Annotated in this window: 13 protein-coding genes and 1 tRNA gene; 6 read left to right on the top strand and 8 right to left on the bottom strand. The window is 68.7% G+C overall.

The annotated features are described in order from the left end of the window. Window positions 1–20: 20 nt before the first annotated feature. The 4 genes from D577_RS0108615 to D577_RS0108600 form a co-directional block, all read right to left on the bottom strand. Window positions 21–3893, bottom strand: a complete 3873-nt coding sequence (locus D577_RS0108615) for a PAS domain-containing protein (protein ID WP_018947096.1) — start codon at window positions 3891–3893, stop codon at window positions 21–23. Further along, the gene (locus tag D577_RS0108610; protein WP_018947095.1) at window positions 3890–4861 is read right to left on the bottom strand and encodes an ABC transporter substrate-binding protein; all 972 of its coding nucleotides are present in this window, start codon (window positions 4859–4861) and stop codon (window positions 3890–3892) included. The genes D577_RS0108615 and D577_RS0108610 overlap by 4 nt, the downstream gene beginning before the upstream one ends. 7 nt (window positions 4862–4868) lie before the next feature. After that, window positions 4869–8447 carry an EAL domain-containing protein gene (locus D577_RS0108605; protein WP_018947094.1) on the bottom strand — a complete coding sequence of 1193 codons (3579 nt, stop codon included), beginning with the start codon at window positions 8445–8447 and terminating at the stop codon, window positions 4869–4871. A 219-nt stretch (window positions 8448–8666) separates the two neighbouring features. Further along, window positions 8667–8743: transfer RNA gene (locus D577_RS0108600), tRNA-Arg, on the bottom strand. Window positions 8744–8946: 203 nt separating this feature from the next. Here D577_RS0108600 and D577_RS0108595 point away from each other — a divergent pair. Further along, a complete protein-coding gene (locus tag D577_RS0108595) occupies window positions 8947–9837 on the top strand; it encodes a c-type cytochrome (RefSeq protein WP_018947093.1) in 891 nt (296 codons plus the stop codon). Window positions 9838–9902: 65 nt separating this feature from the next. Here the strand turns inward: D577_RS0108595 and D577_RS0108590 are convergent, their stop codons facing one another. The 3 genes from D577_RS0108590 to D577_RS0108580 all read right to left on the bottom strand — a co-directional run bounded on the left by D577_RS0108590 (window position 9903) and on the right by D577_RS0108580 (window position 12545). Continuing rightward, window positions 9903–11414 (bottom strand): YifB family Mg chelatase-like AAA ATPase, encoded by a 1512-nt coding sequence (locus tag D577_RS0108590; RefSeq protein ID WP_018947092.1) that lies wholly within the window; start codon window positions 11412–11414, stop codon window positions 9903–9905. A gap of 90 nt (window positions 11415–11504) precedes the next feature. Continuing rightward, window positions 11505–11774, bottom strand: a complete 270-nt coding sequence (locus tag D577_RS0108585) for an accessory factor UbiK family protein (RefSeq protein ID WP_018869073.1) — start codon at window positions 11772–11774, stop codon at window positions 11505–11507. Between the two features lie 48 nt (window positions 11775–11822). Next, a complete protein-coding gene (locus D577_RS0108580) occupies window positions 11823–12545 on the bottom strand; it encodes a pteridine reductase (protein WP_038036225.1) in 723 nt (240 codons plus the stop codon). Window positions 12546–12638: 93 nt separating this feature from the next. Between D577_RS0108580 and D577_RS0108575 the strand changes: the two genes are divergently transcribed. Both D577_RS0108575 and tsaD read left to right on the top strand, forming a co-directional pair. Continuing rightward, complete coding sequence (locus D577_RS0108575; RefSeq protein WP_026288988.1) at window positions 12639–13847, top strand: class I SAM-dependent methyltransferase; 1209 nt, start codon at window positions 12639–12641, stop codon at window positions 13845–13847. 61 nt (window positions 13848–13908) lie between these two features. Further along, window positions 13909–14928, top strand: a complete 1020-nt coding sequence (tsaD, locus tag D577_RS0108570; protein WP_018947089.1) for a tRNA (adenosine(37)-N6)-threonylcarbamoyltransferase complex transferase subunit TsaD — start codon at window positions 13909–13911, stop codon at window positions 14926–14928. Between the two features lie 18 nt (window positions 14929–14946). On the opposite strand, the gene plsY is transcribed toward tsaD, so the two are convergent. Beyond that, on the bottom strand, window positions 14947–15591 hold the full coding sequence (gene plsY, locus D577_RS0108565; protein ID WP_018947088.1) for a glycerol-3-phosphate 1-O-acyltransferase PlsY: 645 nt from the start codon (window positions 15589–15591) through the stop codon (window positions 14947–14949). Window positions 15592–15663: 72 nt separating this feature from the next. Here plsY and D577_RS0108560 point away from each other — a divergent pair, with 72 nt between their 5' ends. From D577_RS0108560 to ccoN, 3 genes are all read left to right on the top strand, one after another. Continuing rightward, entirely contained in the window at window positions 15664–16425 is a 762-nt protein-coding gene (locus D577_RS0108560) for an alpha/beta fold hydrolase (RefSeq protein WP_018947087.1), read from the top strand. Further along, complete coding sequence (gene bioC / locus D577_RS0108555) at window positions 16422–17300, top strand: malonyl-ACP O-methyltransferase BioC (protein WP_018947086.1); 879 nt, start codon at window positions 16422–16424, stop codon at window positions 17298–17300. Before D577_RS0108560 ends, bioC begins: the two co-directional genes overlap by 4 nt. A 269-nt stretch (window positions 17301–17569) precedes the next feature. Further along, window positions 17570–19057: a cytochrome-c oxidase, cbb3-type subunit I gene (ccoN, locus tag D577_RS0108550; protein ID WP_018947085.1), complete on the top strand. Its 1488-nt coding sequence runs from the start codon at window positions 17570–17572 to the stop codon at window positions 19055–19057. The last annotated feature ends 2 nt before the right edge of the window (window positions 19058–19059 follow it).

Here is a 19059-nt window from a genome sequence, read left to right as displayed (position 1 = left end):
GGTAATCTCCACGGGACCCTTCATGCGCCTGCGTTGTCTTCAGTTCGCTCGTTTTCCGGAGTCCGGCGGGGTATCCGGAACCAGAAGGTGCTGCCGTGTCCCGGTCCGTCCGATTCGGCGCCGATGCGGCCGCCGTGATGTTCCACGATCCGGCGGCACAGCGCCAGACCGATGCCGCTGCCTTCATATTCCCCGTGACCGTGCAGACGCGAGAAGACCCGGAACAGTCGATCCTCCTGATCCTGCGGGATGCCAACCCCGTTGTCGCGCACGCGGACCTCCCAGTGGTCGCCGTCGATGCGTCCGTCGATGCGGACCTCGGGGCGCGTGTCGCCCGGCACGTACTTCAGCGCATTGTCGATCAGGTTCTGCAGCAGGCGTACCAGCTCGTCCTGGCTGGCAACCAGGCGCGGCCAGTCGCCTTCGACGTCGATGCGCGCCGATGTTTCGGTCACTGCCGGCTGCAGGAACGCCAGAGCGGTGTCCAGGACCTCGCGGGTGTCCAGCGGAGCCATGGGGTCGGTCTTGCGTCCCACTCGGGAGTATTCCAGCAGGCCCACGATCATGCGGTCCATGCGTCGGGCGCCCTCGGTGGCGTAACCGAGGAAACGCTGCTGGTCGGCATCCAGCTGTTCGCCCAGGCTGCGCTCCAGCAGCTGCAGGTAGCTGCTGACCATGCGCAGCGGCTGGCGCAGATCGTGGGATACCCCGTAGGCGAACTGCTCCAGCTCCTCGTTGGAGCGGCGCAGCTCCAGATTCAGCCCTTCCAGGGCCTGTTGCACCCGGTGGCGTTCCAGTACGTTGCCCAGCAGGTCGGCCACGTGCCGCAGGGTCTCGGCGTCCTCCAGCCCCCAGGATGCCGTGCCGTGTACGTCCGCTACACCCAGCAGCCCCAGGGGTTCGCCGGCGGCCTGCAGGGGAGCGGCCATCATTGCCTGGACGCCCAGAGCCCGCATGAGCTCGTGTTCGGCGGAGGAGCTCTCGCCGGTGTGAGCGTCACCCGGCATTTGCATCAGCTGTCCCTGCTCCATCCGTTGCCGCCAGGCCGGCAGATCGTCCAGGTTCAGCGCCTGCAGTTCCTCCTTTTTCCGCGGGATGCCCGGGGCCGCCCATTCGTGGGTGTTGTCCATCAGCGACCCGTCGCGCCGCAACAGAAGAACCGCGGACCGGCTGGCCCCCAGCAGTTCCCCCAGCACCTCCAGCGATTCCTCGATCGCCCGGTCCACGTCGCGTCGGGTCACCAGACGCGTAGCGATGTCGGAGGTCGCGCGGTCGGCGGCCTGGCGCCGGGCCAGGGCTTCTTCCGTGGCCTTGCGTTCGGTGATGTCGAGCACCGTCCCCAGCATCCACAGAGGCGTGCCCTCGTCGTCGAATTCGACCTCGCCCTGCTGGTAGACCGTGCGGATCTCGCCGTCCGGGCGCAGGATCCGGTGTTCCACTTGATAGGGCACACCCGGGCCGCTCACCGAGGCATCGATGGCCGCGCGAACCGTGTCGCGGTCGTCCGGGTGGACCCGTTCAATGAAGGCCGCCTCGGTCGCGCCCCATTGGTCGTGGTCCAGTCCGAAGATGCGGTAGACCTCCTCCGACCACCGGATCTCGCCGGAGCGGAAATCGGATATCCAGTTGCCCATGTGCGCGATGCGCTGGGCCTCCGCGAGCTCGTTCTCGCGTTCGCGCAGCTCGGCCTCGACCTCCTTGAGCCGCTGGATATCCACGTGGATGCCCGTCATTCGCCGCGGCTCGCCCTCCGGGCCCCACTCGACCACGCGTCCCCGACCCAGCGTCCACAACCATCCACCGTCGGCCAGGCGATACCGGAATTCGATGGAGAATTTCCCGCCCTCCGCCAGCTGGCGCTGTACTTCCGCTTCCGCCTGGACGAGATCCTCCGGGTGGATCCGGTTGCGCCAGTCCTCGTAGGCCAGCAACCGGCCCTCCCCCGGGTCCTCGCCCAGCATGCGCCAGCACTGATCATCCCAGTGGATCCGGTCTTCCGGGACATCCCATTCCCAGATGCCGAAGCGCGCGGCCTCCTGGGCCAGGCGGAAGCGGGCCTCGCTGTCGGCCAGGGCCCGTTCCATCACCTTGCGCACCGAGATGTCCTGGAAGGACACCACCACGCCGGTCAGTTCGCCGGTGTCGTCGCGCGTGGGCGAGGCGTAGACCAGGACCGGGAAGGCCTCACCGTCCTGGCGCCAGAAATGATCTTCCCAGGCCTCCACCGTCTCGCCACTGAGCAGGACCCCGTGGATCGGGCATTCTTGCGCGGGATAATGCGAGCCGTCCGGATGGCTGTGATGTGTCGTGGCGTGAGAATCCCGCCCCAGGGCCTCGGTCTGGTCGGCGAAGCCCAGCAGGCGACAACCGGTGGGGTTGATGAAGCTGAAACGACCCTCCCGGTCGATGCCGAACACGCCTTCGCCCAGGCTGGCCAGCAGGTTCTCGCGGAAGCGGCGTTCCTCGCTGCGCGCAACCTCCATCGTGAATCGCTGGCTGACGTCGCGCACGATCATCAGCACTTCGCGGTCGTTCAGCGGGACCACCCGCGCCTCGAAATGGCCGGGCATGCCCAGTGCAGTCGTGTCGTATTCGAAGTCGCGGACCTCGCCGCTGTCCAGTGCCTCGCGGATCGCCCGCGTCCCCTGTTCCGCATAGGCGGGCGGGAACAGCTCGTCCAGGCGCCGCCCGAGAAACTCCTCGGGTGGCATCAGCAGCATCTCTTCCGAGACGGCCTCGCATTCGATGAAGGTGCCGTCGCGGTCCATCCGGAACAGGCTGTCCGGCAGGGCCCGCATCAGTGCGCGCGCGTGGGCCTCGCTGCGCTCCAGCGCCGCCGCCTTTTCTTCCAGTTCCCGGCGCACTGTGGTCAGGCGACGGTTCACCAGCACCAGGCCGAGGATCAATGCGAGCATGAGACTGCCGACCAGCAGCGTCAGGGTGACCTGCTGGCCGTAGACCTGCATGAATTCCCGCAGGGTAAGCTGCGGGAGGGCATCGAAGGGCGGCAGTCGGAGTTCGCGTGCCAGCTCCTCTACCGGTTCGTAGTCCATGGGTACCGCAAAGCCGTCGATACCCGCGCCCTGCGCGGGTGCCGACTGGCGGTCCAGTTCCAGCAGGGCGACCAGCATGCGGTGGCTGAGCTCGCGGGGTACGTGGCCAATCGCGATGAACGGCCATTCCGGATACAGCCGGGTGGACAGCGCCAGCGGGAAATCCGCCATGTCCTGGCGGGCGATGACGCGGACCTCCTCCGGGTCGATCCGACCGGCATCCTGCAGGCGCTCCAGGATCCCGATGCGCACGAACCCCACGTCCGCTTCGCCGTCCAGGACCCGTTCCACCACCCGGTCGTGCGGCATTCCGGTGAATTCGACGTCTGCATCACGCGGTGTCGCGCCGCGTTCGCGCAGTTCCCGCGCCTGGGCCTGGTAGCCGCCCAGTGATTCGGGCACTACGGCCGCGATTCGCTGCCCGGCGACGTCTTCCCAGTCCTGGATGTGATCGTGGTCGGCGCGGGTAAAGGCGACCCCGCCGAACCCGCGTAGCGGTGTCCCGTGGTGCATGGGGACCAGGGTTGCCAGGGCACCCGACAGGTGATTGTCGCTGCGGATGCGGATGAAGTGGGTGGGATTGGTCAGCAGGAAATCCAGCCGGTTGTTGCGAAGCTCCTGATCCAGCGCCGAGTATTCGGCGATCACCGCGTCCACCGTCACGTCATCCAGTTCCGCGTCCAGGTGCTGGATCAGCGGGCCCCAGCGCTCCCGGGCCACATCCTCCGGCTCAAAGGCCAGGATCCCCACGGTCACGCTGCGCTCGGCCACCGCCGGCGTCGCTGCAAGCATCAGCACGGCGACCAGCAGGGGTACTGCGATCCCGATCGCGTATCTCATCGGGGCTCCTCGCGCGGCAGCAGATCGGGGCGTACAAGTTCATCCCCGAAGTTGCGGTCCAGCGGCGCGTCCGCATCTTCCATCAGGCCGGCGATTTCCCGTGCCGCCTGCAGGACCCGGCAGTCGGAACCGGCCAGCAGGCGGCGGTTGCTGGCCGGTTCCGGCAGCACCAGTCCGCGGAAGGTTTCCATGGCCCGGTGGCCGGGGACCCCGAGGCGTTCCGCCATGCGGTAGCCGGCGTCCACCGGATTGGCGCGCAGGTGATGCAGGGCACGGAAATGCGCCGCGATCAGGTGGCGGGTCGATCGTTCGAGACGCTCCAGGTGACCGGCCTCGATCGCGAGGACATCGAAGATCGTGTCGGGCATCGCCCGGCTGTCGAACAGGACATGCGCGCCGTCGTCCAGCAGGCGCTCGGCGACGGGCTGATAGGTCACCACGGCATCCACTGCATCCCGTTCCCAGGCGGCCTCCTGCTCGTTGATGGTCAGCGACACCGTTTGCACCTCGTCGCGGGCAAGGCCCGCGGCGTCCAGGGTGTGGTGGAGCATCAGAGCCCCCAGAGCCGAGTCTTCCACGCCGACCCGGCGCCCGGCCAGATCTTCCAGGCTTTCGATCGCGGGGCGCGCCAGCACCATGTCGGCCCCTGCGGAGATGTTGAAGACCAGTACGATGCGAAGATCTGTCCCCCGGGCGCGCACCCGCAGCACCTCGTCCAGGGTCAGCGCCGCACCATGGACCTCGCCGGCGGCCAGCCGGCGCATGGATTCGCTGGCGGAAGCGGTCTCGCGCAGCCGGACCCGCTCGGGGTCCAGCCAGCCCATGGCCCGCGCCAGGAACATCGGCTCGTAGCCCGGCCATACGTGGCCGGCAATCTCCAGTGGCGGCTCCGGGCGGCCACAGGCCCCCAGCAGGGCGGGGAGGGTGGCGCCGGCGGCGACCAGAAAGCTGCGTCGATCCATGTGCATGTCCGCTTCATTCTTCCGGCCGGGACGCCCGCGCGCCGATCAGGCCACGGATCGCACCGGTCATCTGGTGGCTCAGCGCCTCCATCTCGCCAAACCGGGCAAGGGCCCGTGCGGCTTGACCCCCGTTTTTGAGCCGGACCAGTTCATCGCCCAGCTGATGGACCTGATCGTGCAGGGCGTGGATCGACGGCATTCGGTCGCCGTCGGGGTCATGGGCATGCAGCCAGCGACCGAACGGACACCGTCGCGGATCCGGCTCGGGCGGTTGTGCCGCCCGGTCCTGCAGGAACTCCTGCAGCGAGCTCACCCAGGCCTGGTGGGTGACGATGCCGAACAGCATCGGCCGCAGCTCGTTTGCGACCGGGGTGGCCTGCGTCCAGCTGGCGTGCGGCTGCCATTGTGCCTGCCAGGACAGCAGCTGGTCGGCAGGCATGGGGCGGGCGATGGCATAACCCTGGGCCATCTCGCAGCCCAGCTGCAGCAGCATCTCGCCGTGCAGTTCGGTCTCCACTCCCTCGGCGAGCACCTCGCGCTGGAAGCTCCCGGCCAGGCCGATGATCCCGTGCAGGATGGACAGATCGTCCGGGTCGTACAGCATGTCGCGCACGAAGGACTGGTCGATCTTGAGGGTCTCGACCGGAAGGCGCTTGAGATAGGACAGCGAGGAATAGCCGGTACCGAAATCGTCCAGCGAGAAACGCACGCCCAGCTCCCGACACTCTTCGATCAGTGACGAAACGTGGGTGATGTCCTGCAGGGCGCTGGTCTCGACCACTTCCAGTTCCAGGTCCCCGGGCTGTGCCCGGGGGTGGCGGGCGAGGGCAGCGCGCAGCCCGGCGATGAAATCGGGGTCGCTCAGCTGCAGGGCATCCACGTTGACGCTGACCGTCAGCGGGCGGCCCTGTTCGCGCCACTGTTCGATCTGCGCGAGCGCCATCTCGATTACCCGGTTGCCCAGCTCCACCATCAGCGGATGGCCTTCCAGCTGCGGAAGGAATGCGCCCGGGGGCCGCAGGCCGTGCTCCGGATGCTGCCACCGGATCAGGGCTTCGGCCCCCACCAGTTCGCCACTGCGCATCGACACCTTGGGCTGGTAGAAGAGCACGAACTCGTCGTTCGCCAGGCCCTGGCGGATAGCCTCCAGGGCCTCGTTCTGATCGCGCAGGTTGCGGTCGGATGCCACATCGAACAGGTGGTAGCGGTCCCCGCCGGCCAGCTTGGCCTGATACATCGCCTGGTCTGCCTGGCGCAGCAGCTGGTCGGCGTCCACGGGTTCGGCCTGGGGATACAGGCTGACCCCGAGGCTGGCGGTGACCTGCAGGTGGTGCCGGCCGTCGTGCACCGGGCGGGATGCGGTCTCGCGCAGGCGCTGCAGCAGCGGCTGGGCGGATTCCACGTCCGGCAGGTCCGGCAGCACCGCGACGAACTCGTCACCGCCCAGCCGCGCCAGCGTATCCCCTTCACGCAGGCACCCCTTCAGCCGCTCCGCCAGCGCGACCAGCATGCGGTCGCCCACCTCGTGACCGTGGTCGTCGTTGATCTCCTTGAAACGGTCCAGATCGAGATAGACCAGCGCCAGCTGCCGTTCGCGCCGCGCCACCTGAGCCATGGCCTGATGCAGACGATCCGCCAGCAGCACCCGGTTGGGCAGCTCGGTGAGCGCGTCGAAATGAGCCATGTATTCCAGCTGACGCTGCTGTTCCTTCAGCGGGGTGATGTCGGAGAACAGCCCGACATAGCGCTGGATCGCGCCCTCGCCATCGCGAACCGCGCTGATGGTCAGCATCTCGGCGTACAGTTCGCCGTCCTTGCGCCGGTTCCACACCTCGCCCGACCAGCTTCCCTCGGCCCGGAGGGTCTGCCACAGGTCCGCGTAGAAGGCCTCGTCGTGCTTGCCGGACTGCAGCATGCTCGGATTGCGGCCCAGCACCTCCTCGCGCCGGTAGCCGGTGATGCGCGAGAAGGCGGCATTCACGTCGAGGATGCGGCCCTGCGGATCCGTGATCAGGATCCCCTCGTTGGCATGATGGAAGACGCTGGCGGCCTGCATCAGCCTGTCTTCGGCCTCGCTGCGCTGCATCTCGGAGGCGACGCGGTCAACGAACAGCCCGAGCATCGCGGGGGCCAGTTCGTGCAGGCGTTCCTTCAGTGGCTGGCGACTCAGGGTCACCAGAATCCCCAGAGGGCTGCCCTGCCGGTCGATCAGGTTGTGTCCGACATAGGCCTCGATGCCCATCTCCTCGAGCAGGTGGTCCTGCGGGAACAGGCTCCGGATGTTCTCCGGGTAACAGGCGGTACCGTCTTTGGTCAGGTTGGCACAGGGGGTGCCCGTCAGATCGTAACGAAAGGGTGTCAGTGGTTGGCCGTCGGCCCAGCCGGCAAACGCATCCACCCGGTGCTGTTCCTCCTCCAGGCGGCCGATAAAGGCGATTTCGGTCCCAAGCGATTCGCACAGCAGGCGGCAGGCACGCTGGAAGAACTCCTCGCCGCCCATCCGGGCCAGTTCGCCGTTGAGTGTGGAGAGGGTCTGCTCGATGAGCTTGTGCTCGGTGATGTCGCGGCTGATGCCGAACACGCCGCGTACCCGCCCCAGGGCGTCGAACAGCGGCCACTTGTGGGTTTGTACATATCCTCGGCGGCCATCGGCGTCGTAGAACGGGTCGACCCGGTTGAGTATCGGCCGGCCCTCGGCAAAGATGGCTTGCTCTTCCTCCTCGTAGATCCGCGCGGTATCCGCGGGGAAGATTTCGCGATCATGCTTGCCCACCATCTCGCGCCAGTCATCGTGCCCGGTAATGCGTGCCAGAGGCTGGCTGCAGAAGCGGATGCGGCTTTGCGCGTCCTTGAAATAGATGAAATCGGTGGTCTGGTCGAGGAAGGTGTGAAAGTCCTCGCTGAAGGTGCGCAGGCGCTCTTCACTATGGCGGCGCCGGCGGATGTTCAGCGCCAGGGCCAGGACCAGGACGGACAGCACCACCAGGCCGCCGATCAGCCAGTACCGCAACTGGCGCTCCCGTGCCACGATCTCGGCGGACTGCAGCTCGACCATTTCCTCCAGGCGTTCCTGATAATGCCAGAGGCCCTGCTCGAGGTTGCGGCCGGGGGTGATGTCCTGAATCACCGAGAGCAGCAGGGTCTGGTCGTTGAAGGGGAACGGGTGGGAATGCACTTCAACGGTGCGGATCTCGCCATCGGCCAGGCGGTGGCGGAAGATGAAATAGTTGCGCCCCTCGAGTGCAGCCAGCTCGCGCTCCTCGGCGACCTGCTCCGGGGTGAAGGTGTTGATCTGCTGGATCGGCATGCCGCGCAGTTCTTCCCGCGAATAGCCGTAGAAGGACGCCGCGGCGGGGTTGGCATCGACGATCTCGCCGGACTCCGGCTCGATCCACAGCATCACCACCCCGTGCTGATCGAAGACCTCCTCGAACTCGGGCGCCCCGGCGAGCGCCGGGCTCCCGGGGGCCGCCAGGCTCAGCAGCACCAGCAGCCAGGCGGCCCGCAGCCACCGGGTCGCGCCCGAACGCCTCATGCGCCCCCGAACGCGGTACACCCGTGTGCGCCCGGGCAGCGGGTGGCGGGACTGCATCGCGGGTAGTGTCGGTTGCCGGACATCATGCGCTACCGATTATGGCGGAGATGCTGGCCAAGATAACGCATGATCGGTGTCGAGCCCGATATGTCCCCGGGGCGGCGTGTGAATCGCCGGCAGTCGGGCGAATCGGGGTGGCCGTAGGCGTAAATGCTGAACCGCAGACTGTTCCGTGTGGAGGAAGGAAATCACGGGGCGGGCCGGCATCGTGGATAGTGGCGCGCCCGAGAGGATTCGAACCTCTGACTTCCACCTCCGGAGGGTGGCGCTCTATCCAGCTGAGCTACGGGCGCTACGGAGCGAAATGGTACGCCGCGCGGCCTTTTTCGTCCAGTGATTTTTGAGTGCTGTACTTGGTTTGTGGTCTGGTTGCGCCGGATGCCCTATACTTCCGCCCCTCGTGCGCGCCCGTGCGCCGCAGCTTTCAGGGCCGCGCCCGGATTCCAGGGGAAACCAAAATCAAGGCCGCATTCGGCCGGATCTCGGAGGGAGAGAAGTGGCGAATCAACCGATCAAGATGGATGCCGGGAACAAGGTGCTGCTGTTCGTCTCGGCAATCGCGCTGGCGGGCGCGGTCATTTTCCTGGTGGCCCAGCTGGTGAACTGGCTCGGCCAGATGGGCACGGCGGAACGCACCACCATTACCGAGGAACAGCTGACGGAACGCCTGACTCCGGCGGGACGGGTCGAGGCCGGTCCGGTGGACGTGGCGGACGAGGAAGCGGCCGATCTGAGTCCGGGGGATATCTACCAGAATGTCTGCGCGGCGTGTCACGACACGGGGGCTTCGGGTGCGCCCATCGTGGACGACACCGACGAATGGTCGTCGCGCTTCAGTGACAAGGGCATGGATACCCTCTTTGATCACTCCATCAACGGCTTCAATGCGATGCCGGCGAAGGGCGGGGACCCGAGCCTGAGCGACGACGAGGTTCGCCAGGCGGTCGCCTACATGCTGGATCAGGCGGACGTGGATCACGGCTGGTCGCCGGACAACGGTGCCGCGGAGAACGGCAACGGTGAGGAAGCCGCGAGCGAGGAAGAAGAGGCCGCCGCCGAGGAGGAGGCCGCTGCGGAGGAAGCCGCCACGAATGGCAATGGTGAAACCGTCAACGGCATCGATCTGGCTGCGGGTGACGCCACGCGCGCCGAAAACCAGCTCTACGGCACGTGCGTCGCCTGCCACGGCGCCCGGGGCCAGGGCGTGGGCATCTTCCCGGCCATCGCCGGGAATACGGCGGAGTTCATTGCCGGACGCCTGGTGGCGTACCGCGCCGGCGAGACCGTGGGGGATGACACCCACCTGATGGCGCCGAACGCGCGCAATCTGTCGGATCAGGATATCGCCGACCTGTCTGCCTATATCGCGACGTTCGACGAGTCCTGAAGCCGGGCTGCGAAAAGCCCCGCAAAGCCCCGCCACGAACGCGTCGTGGCGGGGCTTTTTTGTGTCTACTCCACGCGCCAGTGGTCCAGGGCGCGGAAGCTGAGGGCCTCGGTCAGCTGGGCGCGGCCGATCGTCGGTGCCCCGGCCAGGTCGGCGAGGCTGCGGGCGACGCGCAGGATCCGGTGGTAGGCCCGGGCCGACAGGCGAAAACGTTCCGCGGCGGCATCCAGCAGCGCCCGTTCTTCCTCGGGCAGGCTGGCGTGCTGCTGCAGGGCACGGCCTTCCAGCATCCGGTTCAGACAGCCCTGGCGTTCCAGCTGGAGCCGGCGCGCCGCGGCTACGCGGCGGGCAACCGTGGTGCTGTCCTCGGCGTCCGGGTCGGGGGTGTCGCGGCCGAGTTCCGCCGGCGGAATGCGCGGTACGTCGATCGCGAGGTCGATCCGGTCCAGCAGCGGCGCCGACAGCCGCTTGCGATGGCGCCCGCGCTGCTCCGGGGTGCACTGGCACGCGTTCCCCAGGTCACAATCGAAGCCCTGCGGGCAGGGATTCATGGCGCCGACCAGCTGGAAATGCGCCGGGAATTCGGCCTGGTGGGCGGCGCGGGAGATGTGGATGACGCCGGTCTCCAGGGGCTCGCGCAGCACGTCCAGCACTCGCCGGTCGAACTCGGTCAGCTCGTCCAGGAACAGCACTCCATTGTGGGCCAGCGAGATCTCTCCCGGGCGGGGCGTCCCGCCGCCCCCCACCAGGGCCACGCCCGAGGCTGTGTGGTGCGGCTGGCGGAACGGGCGGCTGCGCCAGTCCTCGTGCAGGTGCCGGGTGCCGCGCAGGCTGTGGATCGCGGCGGTTTCCAGGGCTTCGGCGTCATCCATGGGCGGCAGGAGCCCGGGCATGCGGGCGGCGAGCATGGACTTGCCGCTGCCCGGCGGTCCGACCATCAGCAGGTGATGCCCGCCGGCGGCGGCGATCTCCAGCGCGCGGCGTGCGCGATGCTGGCCGCGTACGTCGGCCAGGTCGGGGTAGGCCGGCGGACACGCCGCCGGAGGTTCGGCGGCGGGCAGGGCGGGGCCCCCGTTGAGGGCCGCGCAGACCTCGCCCAGGTGGCGCGCGGTGACGATGTCGGCACGCCCGGTCAGGGCGGCCTCGCGACCGTCATCGGGGTTCAGGACCAGCTGGTGCCCCGCCTCGCCGGCGGCCAGTCCGGCCGGCAGGGCGCCGCCCACCGGACGGATGTGCCCGTCGAGGCTCAGTTCGCCGAGGAATTCGCGGGTATCCAGGGCGCTCTGCGGGACCTGTTCACTGGCCGCCAGGATCCCCAGTGCAATCCCCAGATCGAAGCGCCCGCCCTCCTTGGGCAGGTCGGCGGGCGCCAGGTTGACGGTGATGCGCCGACGCGGAAACTCGAAGCCTGCGGTCTGGATGGCCGCGCGCACGCGGTCGCGGCTTTCGCGCACCGCGGCCTCGGGCAGGCCGACGATCTGGAAGGCCGGCAGGCCGTTGGCCAGGTGGGTCTCGATGGTGACGGCCGGTGCGCGGATCCCGTCGGTCGCGCGCGCGGTAACAATGGCGATGGGCATCCCTGCCTCTCCCTGTTCGGGCCGGGCGTTCCGGGCCCGGCGGCAACTGGTTGGTGATGGCGCGGCCGCGGGCGGCGCCACATGCGGCGATCAGTTGTCGGAATCGGTGTCCTGCGGCCGGGCGGCCTGCTCGAGGGCTTCCACCCGGGCCTCCAGTTCGGCGAGGCGCTCGCGGGTGCGCTCCAGCAGGGCGACCTGGACGTCGAAGTCCTCGCGGGTCACCACATCCATGCGCTCCAGCCCGGCCTGCAGCGAGCTGCGCACCTGGCGGTGGACGTCTTCCTGCACGCTGCGCACCGATTCCGGCAGGCTTTCGGTAATGCGTCGGGCGAGGTCATCGAAATGTTTCGGGTCAAGCATGCCTGCGGTCTCCGGGTTTCGGTTCTTCCAGTCTAACGCGTTCCGGTGTCATTGCGAGGCCGAGCGGCCGCCATCCACCGGGATCACCTGGCCGGTGATGTAGGGGGATTCCAGCAGCAGGAAGCGCACGGTGCGGGCGATATCCGCCGGCTCGCCGGGCCGCTTGAGGGCCGTGCGCTCCACCATTGCCTCGTGGGGGGCGACGTTGGCCGGGTCTTCGGGAGTGAGGATGGCCCCCGGTGCCACGCCGTTGACGCGCACCTCCGGACCCAGCTCGCGTGCCAGCGACTGGGTCAGGGCATGCAGCCCGGCCTTGGCCGCCGAATACACCGGATAGCCGCTCAGCGGTCGCAGGGCGTGGATGTCGACGATGTTCACCACCGCGCCGCTGCTCGCCCGCAGGGCGGGGGTGCAGGCCTGGGTCAGGAACAGCGGAGCGCGCACGTTGGAGCCCATCAGGTCGTCCCATTGCGCCATGGTGATCTCGCCCACCGGCGTGGGGTAGAAGGTGGAGGCGTTGTTGACCAGAAAGTCCAGCCGGCCGCGCCAGTCATGCGCTTCCCGGGCCAGGGCCTCAGGGGCCTGCGGGTCGAGCAGGTCGGCCTGCAGCGGCCGGGCACTGTCGGGACGCCGGGCGTTCAGTTCGTCGGTCAGCGCTTCGGCATCGGCGCGCGAGCGCCGACAGTGCACGATGACGTCCAGTCCGGCGGCGTGCAGTTCGCGCGCGATGGCCGCGCCGATGCGCCGCGCGCCACCGGTGATCAGGACCACGCGGCGTTCGCCGCCGTGCTCCGGGGGTTTCGGTGAATCCTTGCCTGGGGCACTCTCTGCCACTGCCAACTCCCTGCATGGAACGAATGACCAATGCCGCCGGCAGAATCTAGCACAGGATCCAGCAGCGACTCCGGGGATCCGGGTGCGGCCCTTTCCGCCCGCCTGGTGGGCTCCCTGCAACAGAGCATCCGCGAGGCCGGAGGGTTCCTGCCCTTCGTCGAATATATGGACCGGGCGCTTTATGCGCCGGGTCTGGGATATTACGTGAACGGGGCGCACAAGCTGGGTGCGGGCGGGGATTTCGTGACCGCGCCGGAGATCTCGCCGTTGTTCGGCGAGACCCTGGCGGCATGGCTGGCGCCCGTGCTGCAGCAGGACCTGGACGGTGAGGGGGTGATCCTCGAGTTCGGTGGTGGCACCGGGCGGCTGGCAGGCGACGTGCTGGCGACCCTGCGCGAGGCGGGAGTGCCGTGGGCGGGCTACTGGATCCTGGAGGTCAGTCCGGATCTGCGCGAGCGCCAGCGCGAGTATCTGCAGGCGGTGCTGCCGGCGGAAGACTTCGCGCGGGTGACCTGGCTGGATGCCCTGCCGGGCGAGCCCTGGCGCGGCGTGGTGCTGGCCAACGAGGTGCTGGATGCCCTGCCGGTGGAGCTGTTCCGCTGGCGTGACGGGGCGGTGGGGCAGATGGGCGTGTCCGAGGACGAGGACGAGGGCACCCTGGTGCTGGCCGAACGCCCGGCGCCGGAGCCGCTGCGCAGCGCGGTGTATGAGCTGCACGCGCGCTGCGGGCCGTGGCCCGAGGGTTACACCTCGGAGTGGCGTCCGGCCCAGAACGCCTGGGTCGCGGCCGCGGCGGAGCATCTGGAGCGCGGCGCGGTGGTGATCGTCGACTACGGCTTCCCGCGCGACGCCTTCTATGCCCCGGAGCGGCATCAGGGGACGCTGGTGGGTTACCACCGTCAGCAGATGGTGCTGGATCCGCTGGCGCAGCCGGGGCTGATGGATCTGACCGCCAGCGTGGATTTTACCGCGGTCGCGGAGGCCGCGGATGCCGCCGGGCTGGAGGTCGCGGTGTACGCCGCGCAGGGCGAGTTCCTGCTGGCGGCCGGCCTTCCCGCGCGCTTCGATGCGCGGGTGGGCGACGCCAGTGACGCCGAGACCACCCTGCGCGCGGCGCAGGCGGTGCGCATGCTCACGCTGCCGGGGGAGATGGGCGAGCGCTTTCAGGTGATGGTCCTGACCCGCGACTGCCCGTCGCTGCCGCGGGCCGGCCTTCCCGACCGCCGGGGGCGCCTGTGATGGAGACACGGGGGCGGTGCGGGCACTTTCCCGCCGGGGCGCCGCGGGGCATGATTCCCGGATGAACGTACTCGGCATCGAAACCTCCTGCGACGAGACCGGCGTGGCGCTGATCAGCGAGCGCGAGGGGCTGCTCGCGCACCGGCTCTACAGCCAGACCGATCTGCACGCGGTCTACGGCGGCGTGGTGCCCGAGCTGGCCTCGCGCGACCATGTCCGGCGCCTGCTGCCGCTGGTGCGCGCAGTGCTGGACGAGGCGGGCATGCGCGGGGAAGATCTGGATGCCATCGCCTACACCGGCGGGCCGGGGCTGCTGGGCGCGCTGCTCACCGGTGCCGCAGTGGCGCGTTCGCTCGCCTGGGGCTGGGGAGTCCCGGCCCTGCCGGTGCATCACCTCGAGGGGCATCTGCTGGCGCCGATGCTGGAGGGCGAGTTCGATTTCCCGTTTCTGGTGCTGCTGGTGTCCGGCGGGCACACCCAGCTGATCCACGCGCGAGCCCTGGGCGACTACGAGCTGCTGGGCGAGAGCATCGATGATGCCGCCGGCGAGGCCTTTGACAAGACCGCCAAGCTCCTGGGTCTGGGCTATCCGGGCGGGCCGGCGCTGGCGCGGCTGGCGGCCGACGGACAGGCGGATGCGCTGCGCCTGCCGCGGCCGATGCTCGACCGCCCCGGTCTGGACATGAGCTTCTCCGGGCTGAAAACCGCGGTGCTGACGGCCGTGCGCAAGGGCGGACACGCCCCGGCGGATGTCGCGCGGGCGTTCGAGGAGGCGGTCAGCGAGACCCTGGTGGAGAAGACCCGGCGTGCGCTGAAGCAGAGCCGTGCGCCGGCGCTGGTGGTGGCCGGCGGGGTGGCCGCGAACGCGACCCTGCGCGCGGGTCTGGAACGGATGGCGCGCGAGAGCGGCGTGCCGGTGCATTTCCCGCGGGCGGAATTCTGCACCGACAACGGGGCGATGATCGCGCTGGCCGGCCTGCGCCGGCTGCAGACCGGGCGCGCCGCCGACGCGGTGGACGACGCCGGCGCTCCGGTCATCCATGCCCGGGCGCGCTGGCCGCTGGCGGAGCTGACCGCCTGAAGCCGTGCCGCAGCCGCGCTACGCGGAGCCGTCTCCTCCGGCGTCGTCTTCCCCGGAGGCGGGCTTTTTCTTCTCGCCGATGCGGGATTCCTCGCCGCGCATAAGCCGCCGGATGTTTTCGTCATGGCGGATGAACAGGATCAGGGCCATCACCGCGACCAGCGTGACGATCCAGAAATCCGGCTCGCCCGGGGCGAAGGCCAGGTACAGCGGCGCCGCGCCGGCGGCCACCAGCGCCGCCAGCGAGGAATAGCGCCAGATCGCAGCGACCGCCAGCCAGGTCAGCGCGCTCAGCAGGGCGACCAGCGGGTTCAGCGCCAGCAGGACGCCCAGCGCGGTGGCGACACCCTTGCCGCCCTGAAAGCGGTAGTACACTGGCAGGACGTGGCCGAGGAAGGCCGCCAGGCCGACGGCACCCGCGGCCCAGCCCGGCAGGTCCGTCCACTGCAGGACGATGAATACCGGCAGCCAGCCTTTGGCCACGTCGCCCAGCAGGGTGATCAGGGCCGCCGTGCGTCCGCCGGTACGCAGCACGTTGGTGGCCCCGGGGTTGCGCGAGCCGCTGGTGCGCGGGTCGGGCAGCCGCAGCGCATGGCTGACCAGGATCGCGCTGGATACGGACCCGAGCAGATAGGCGAGGACGATGGCAATGGCGCTGAGCATGGTGGAGCGGTTCCGGTTGGCGAATGCGGGCCCATCATACGCAACGGGGCGTGGCCGGGGCAGGGGGCGCTCGTGAGCGACGGCAGCGCCCCCGCGCTGGTTCTGCTGCATGGCTGGGGATTCTCGGGCGCTGTCTGGGAGCCCGTGATCCGTGCGCTGCGGGCGCGGGGGTACGCGGGGAGGATCCATGCCCCGGACCTGCCCGGCCATGGCGCCGCCGGCGGCGGTGACGAGCTGGCCGATCCGGATGCCGTCGCCGCGCAGCTGGTGGCGGGGTTGCCCGACGATCTCGAGAGTCCCGTGTGGGCCGGCTGGTCGCTGGGCGCACTGCCCGCGCTGGCCATCCGGGGAGCAGACGCGCGGGGACGCATCCTGGTGGCGGGGAGTCCGCGCTTCGTGTGCGCGGCGGACTGGCCGGAGGCAATGGATCCCCGCGAGCTGGAGGGCTTTGCCCGCCTGCTCGGCAGCGACACCGGGCGCCTGCGCCGCCAGTTTGCTGCGCTGTGCGCGCGGGGCGCGCAGGAGCCCGCCGCGCTCGCGCGTTCCCTGCGCGGCGGGCTGGAAGCGGCGGCGGCGCGACCCGAGGCCCTGGCGGCGGGGCTCGCCGCGCTGCGTGACGCGGACCGGCGTGGCGATCTGGGCGCCGGGTCGCCGCTGGCCGCGCTGCTGGCCGAAGACGACGCCCTGATCCCGCCGGGTCTGGAACGGCATCTGGCGACCCGGGTGCCCGGGGCGCGCATCCGGCGGGTGCCCGGTCCGCACGCCCTGCCGCTGGCGGCGCCCGATACGGTCGCCGAATTCATCCATGCAACGCTGGCGGAGATCCCCGCATGAGCGACATCGACCCTTCCGGCTTCGAACTCGACAAGGCACGGGTGCGTGAAGGCTTTGCCCGCGCCGCTGCCGACTACGAAACGCACGCGGCAGTGCAGCGCGAGGTTCAGGGGCGCCTGCTCGAACGCCTGGACCTGATCCGCATGCAGCCGGAACGCGTGATCGATCTGGGCTGCGGGATCGGCGAATCGTTCGACGACCTGGCCCGCCGTTACCGCAGCGCCCGCCTGACCGGGGTCGACTTCGCGCCGGCCATGCTGCAGCGAGCCCGCCGGCGCGGGCGCTGGCTGCGGCGCCCGCGGGTGCTGTGTGCCGACATGGAGGCCCTGCCGCTGGCCGACGCCTCGCAGGATCTGGCGATCTCCAGCGCCGCACTGCAGTGGTGCAGCAGTCTGGATCGCGCGTTTGCCGAGGTCCGCCGGATCCTGGCGCCCGGTGGCCTGTGGATGTTCACCACCTTCGGCCCGGCCACCCTGAGCGAGCTGCGTGAGGCGTTCGCCGCGGTGGACGGCGGCGCGGCCGCCCACGTGAATGCCTTCATCGATATGCATGACATCGGCGATGCCCTGGTACGCGCAGGCTTCGCCGACCCGGTGATGGACCAGGAAAGCCTGACGCTGACCTACCCCGATCTGACCCGCCTGGTGCGGGATCTGCGAGGCGTGGGTGTCCGCAATGCCCTGTCGGGGCGCGGCCGCGGGCTGATGGGGCCGCGGCGCCTGGTGGCCGTGGCCGAAGCCTACGCCGAGCGATTCGGCGTGGAAGGCCGTCTGCCGGCTACCTGGGAGGTGGTGTACGGGCACGCCTGGGTGCCGGACGCGCCCCCGCCGCGTGCGCCGGAAGGCCGCACCATCCCGATTCGGCCGGTCTCCTGACGCCTGCCGCTCGCACTCCCCCGAAAATCCCGCGACAAAATCGCGGGTGCGTGATTTGCCTCAACACCGAGTGGAATCACTCGGTGCACTCTCGCGTCAGGGGTATCCGCCGGTGTATCCTTCAGCGGCCAGAAAGTTCCCCTGCTCTCGAACGAATGTCCGACTGCAGGGGGTGGTCTTGGTTTTTTTTGTCGACCGGTAATGGGGTAGAGTTCTGAGCCCCCGATCCATCGGGACCTTCGTGTTCCCCGCAGCAAGGTGGAAAAGTCATGTCACAAGCAGCCACTACCGCGGGTGCCGCACCCGCAGCGTCAGTCGCTTCAACCGAGCAGTACAACTACGCGATCGTCAAGAAGTTCGCGGTTGCCGCCGTCCTCTGGGGCGTGTTCGGCATGGCCGCCGGGGTCTGGATTGCCTCGCAGCTCGCGTGGCCGTTCCTGAACTTCGACATCGCGCAGATCACCTTCGGGCGCTTCCGTCCGGTGCACACCACGGCGGTGATCTTCGGCTTCGGGGGTAATGCCCTGTTCGCCACCTCCTATTACGTCGTTCAGCGCACCTGTCATACGCGCCTCTGGAACGACTCCCTGGCCAGCTTCACGTTCTATGGCTGGAACCTCGCCCTCATTCTGGGCGTGATCAGCTACATGGCCGGGATTACGCAGGGTCGCGAATACGCCGAGTTCAACTGGCAGATCGACCTGATCATCCTGGTGACCTGGGTGGTGTACTTCCTGGTCTTCACCATGACCCTGCTGCGCCGCAACCAGCCGCACATCTATGTGGCGAACTGGTTCTTCATGTCGTTCATCCTCGCGACCGCGTTGCTGCACATCTTCAATAACATCGAAGTGCCGGTGGGCCTGTTCAACCCGCAGTCCTACCCGATGTTCTCCGGCGTGCAGGACGCGATGCGTCAGTGGTGGTACGGCCATAACGCGGTGGGCTTCTTCCTGACCGCGGCTTTCCTCGGGATGATGTACTACTTCGTACCGAAGCAGGCCGGTCGTCCGATCTACTCGTACAAGCTGTCGATCATCCACTTCTGGGCGCTGATCTTCCTGTACATGTGGGTGGGTGCGCACCACCTGCACTGGACGGCCCTGCCGGACTGGGTTTCGACCCTGGCGGCGACCTTCTCCATCCTGCTGCTGCTGCCGTCCTGGGGCGGCATGATCAACGGGATCATGACCCTGTCGGGCGCCTGGGACAAACTGCGCACCGACCCGATCATGCTGTTCCTGATCACCGCACTGGCGTTCTACGGCATGTCGACCTTCGAAGGTCCGATGATGTCGCTGAAGAGCGTGAATGCGCTGTCCCACTACACCGACTGGACGGTGGGCCACGTGCACTCCGGTGCCCTGGGGTGGGTGGCGATGATCAGCTTCGGTTCGCTCTATCACCTGATCCCGCGCCTGTGGAACGTGAACCTCTTCAGCCTGAAGCTGGTGTACGTGCACTTCTTCCTCGCCACTGTCGGCATCGTGCTCTACATCACCGCGATGTGGGTGGCCGGTATCGGTCAGGGCCTGATGCTGCGCGCCTTCGACCAGTACGGGAACCTGGCCTATACCTTCACCGAGTCCGTGGTGTTCCTGCATCAGCCGTATGTGGTGCGTGCCATCGGCGGCGGTCTGTTCCTCCTGGGCATGGTGATCATGGCGTTCAACATCTTCATGACGGTCCGCTCGGGCATCAAGGCGGAAGCCCGTGCCCGTCAGGAAGCCATCGAAGCCGAAGCCCGCACGGCCTGATC

The organism is Thioalkalivibrio sp. AKL17, assembly GCF_000377885.1.
Lineage (GTDB): Bacteria > Pseudomonadota > Gammaproteobacteria > Ectothiorhodospirales > Ectothiorhodospiraceae > Thioalkalivibrio > Thioalkalivibrio halophilus.
The sequence above is the reverse complement of the archived record's forward strand: the minus strand, read 5'-3'. Positions and strand labels throughout refer to the sequence as shown.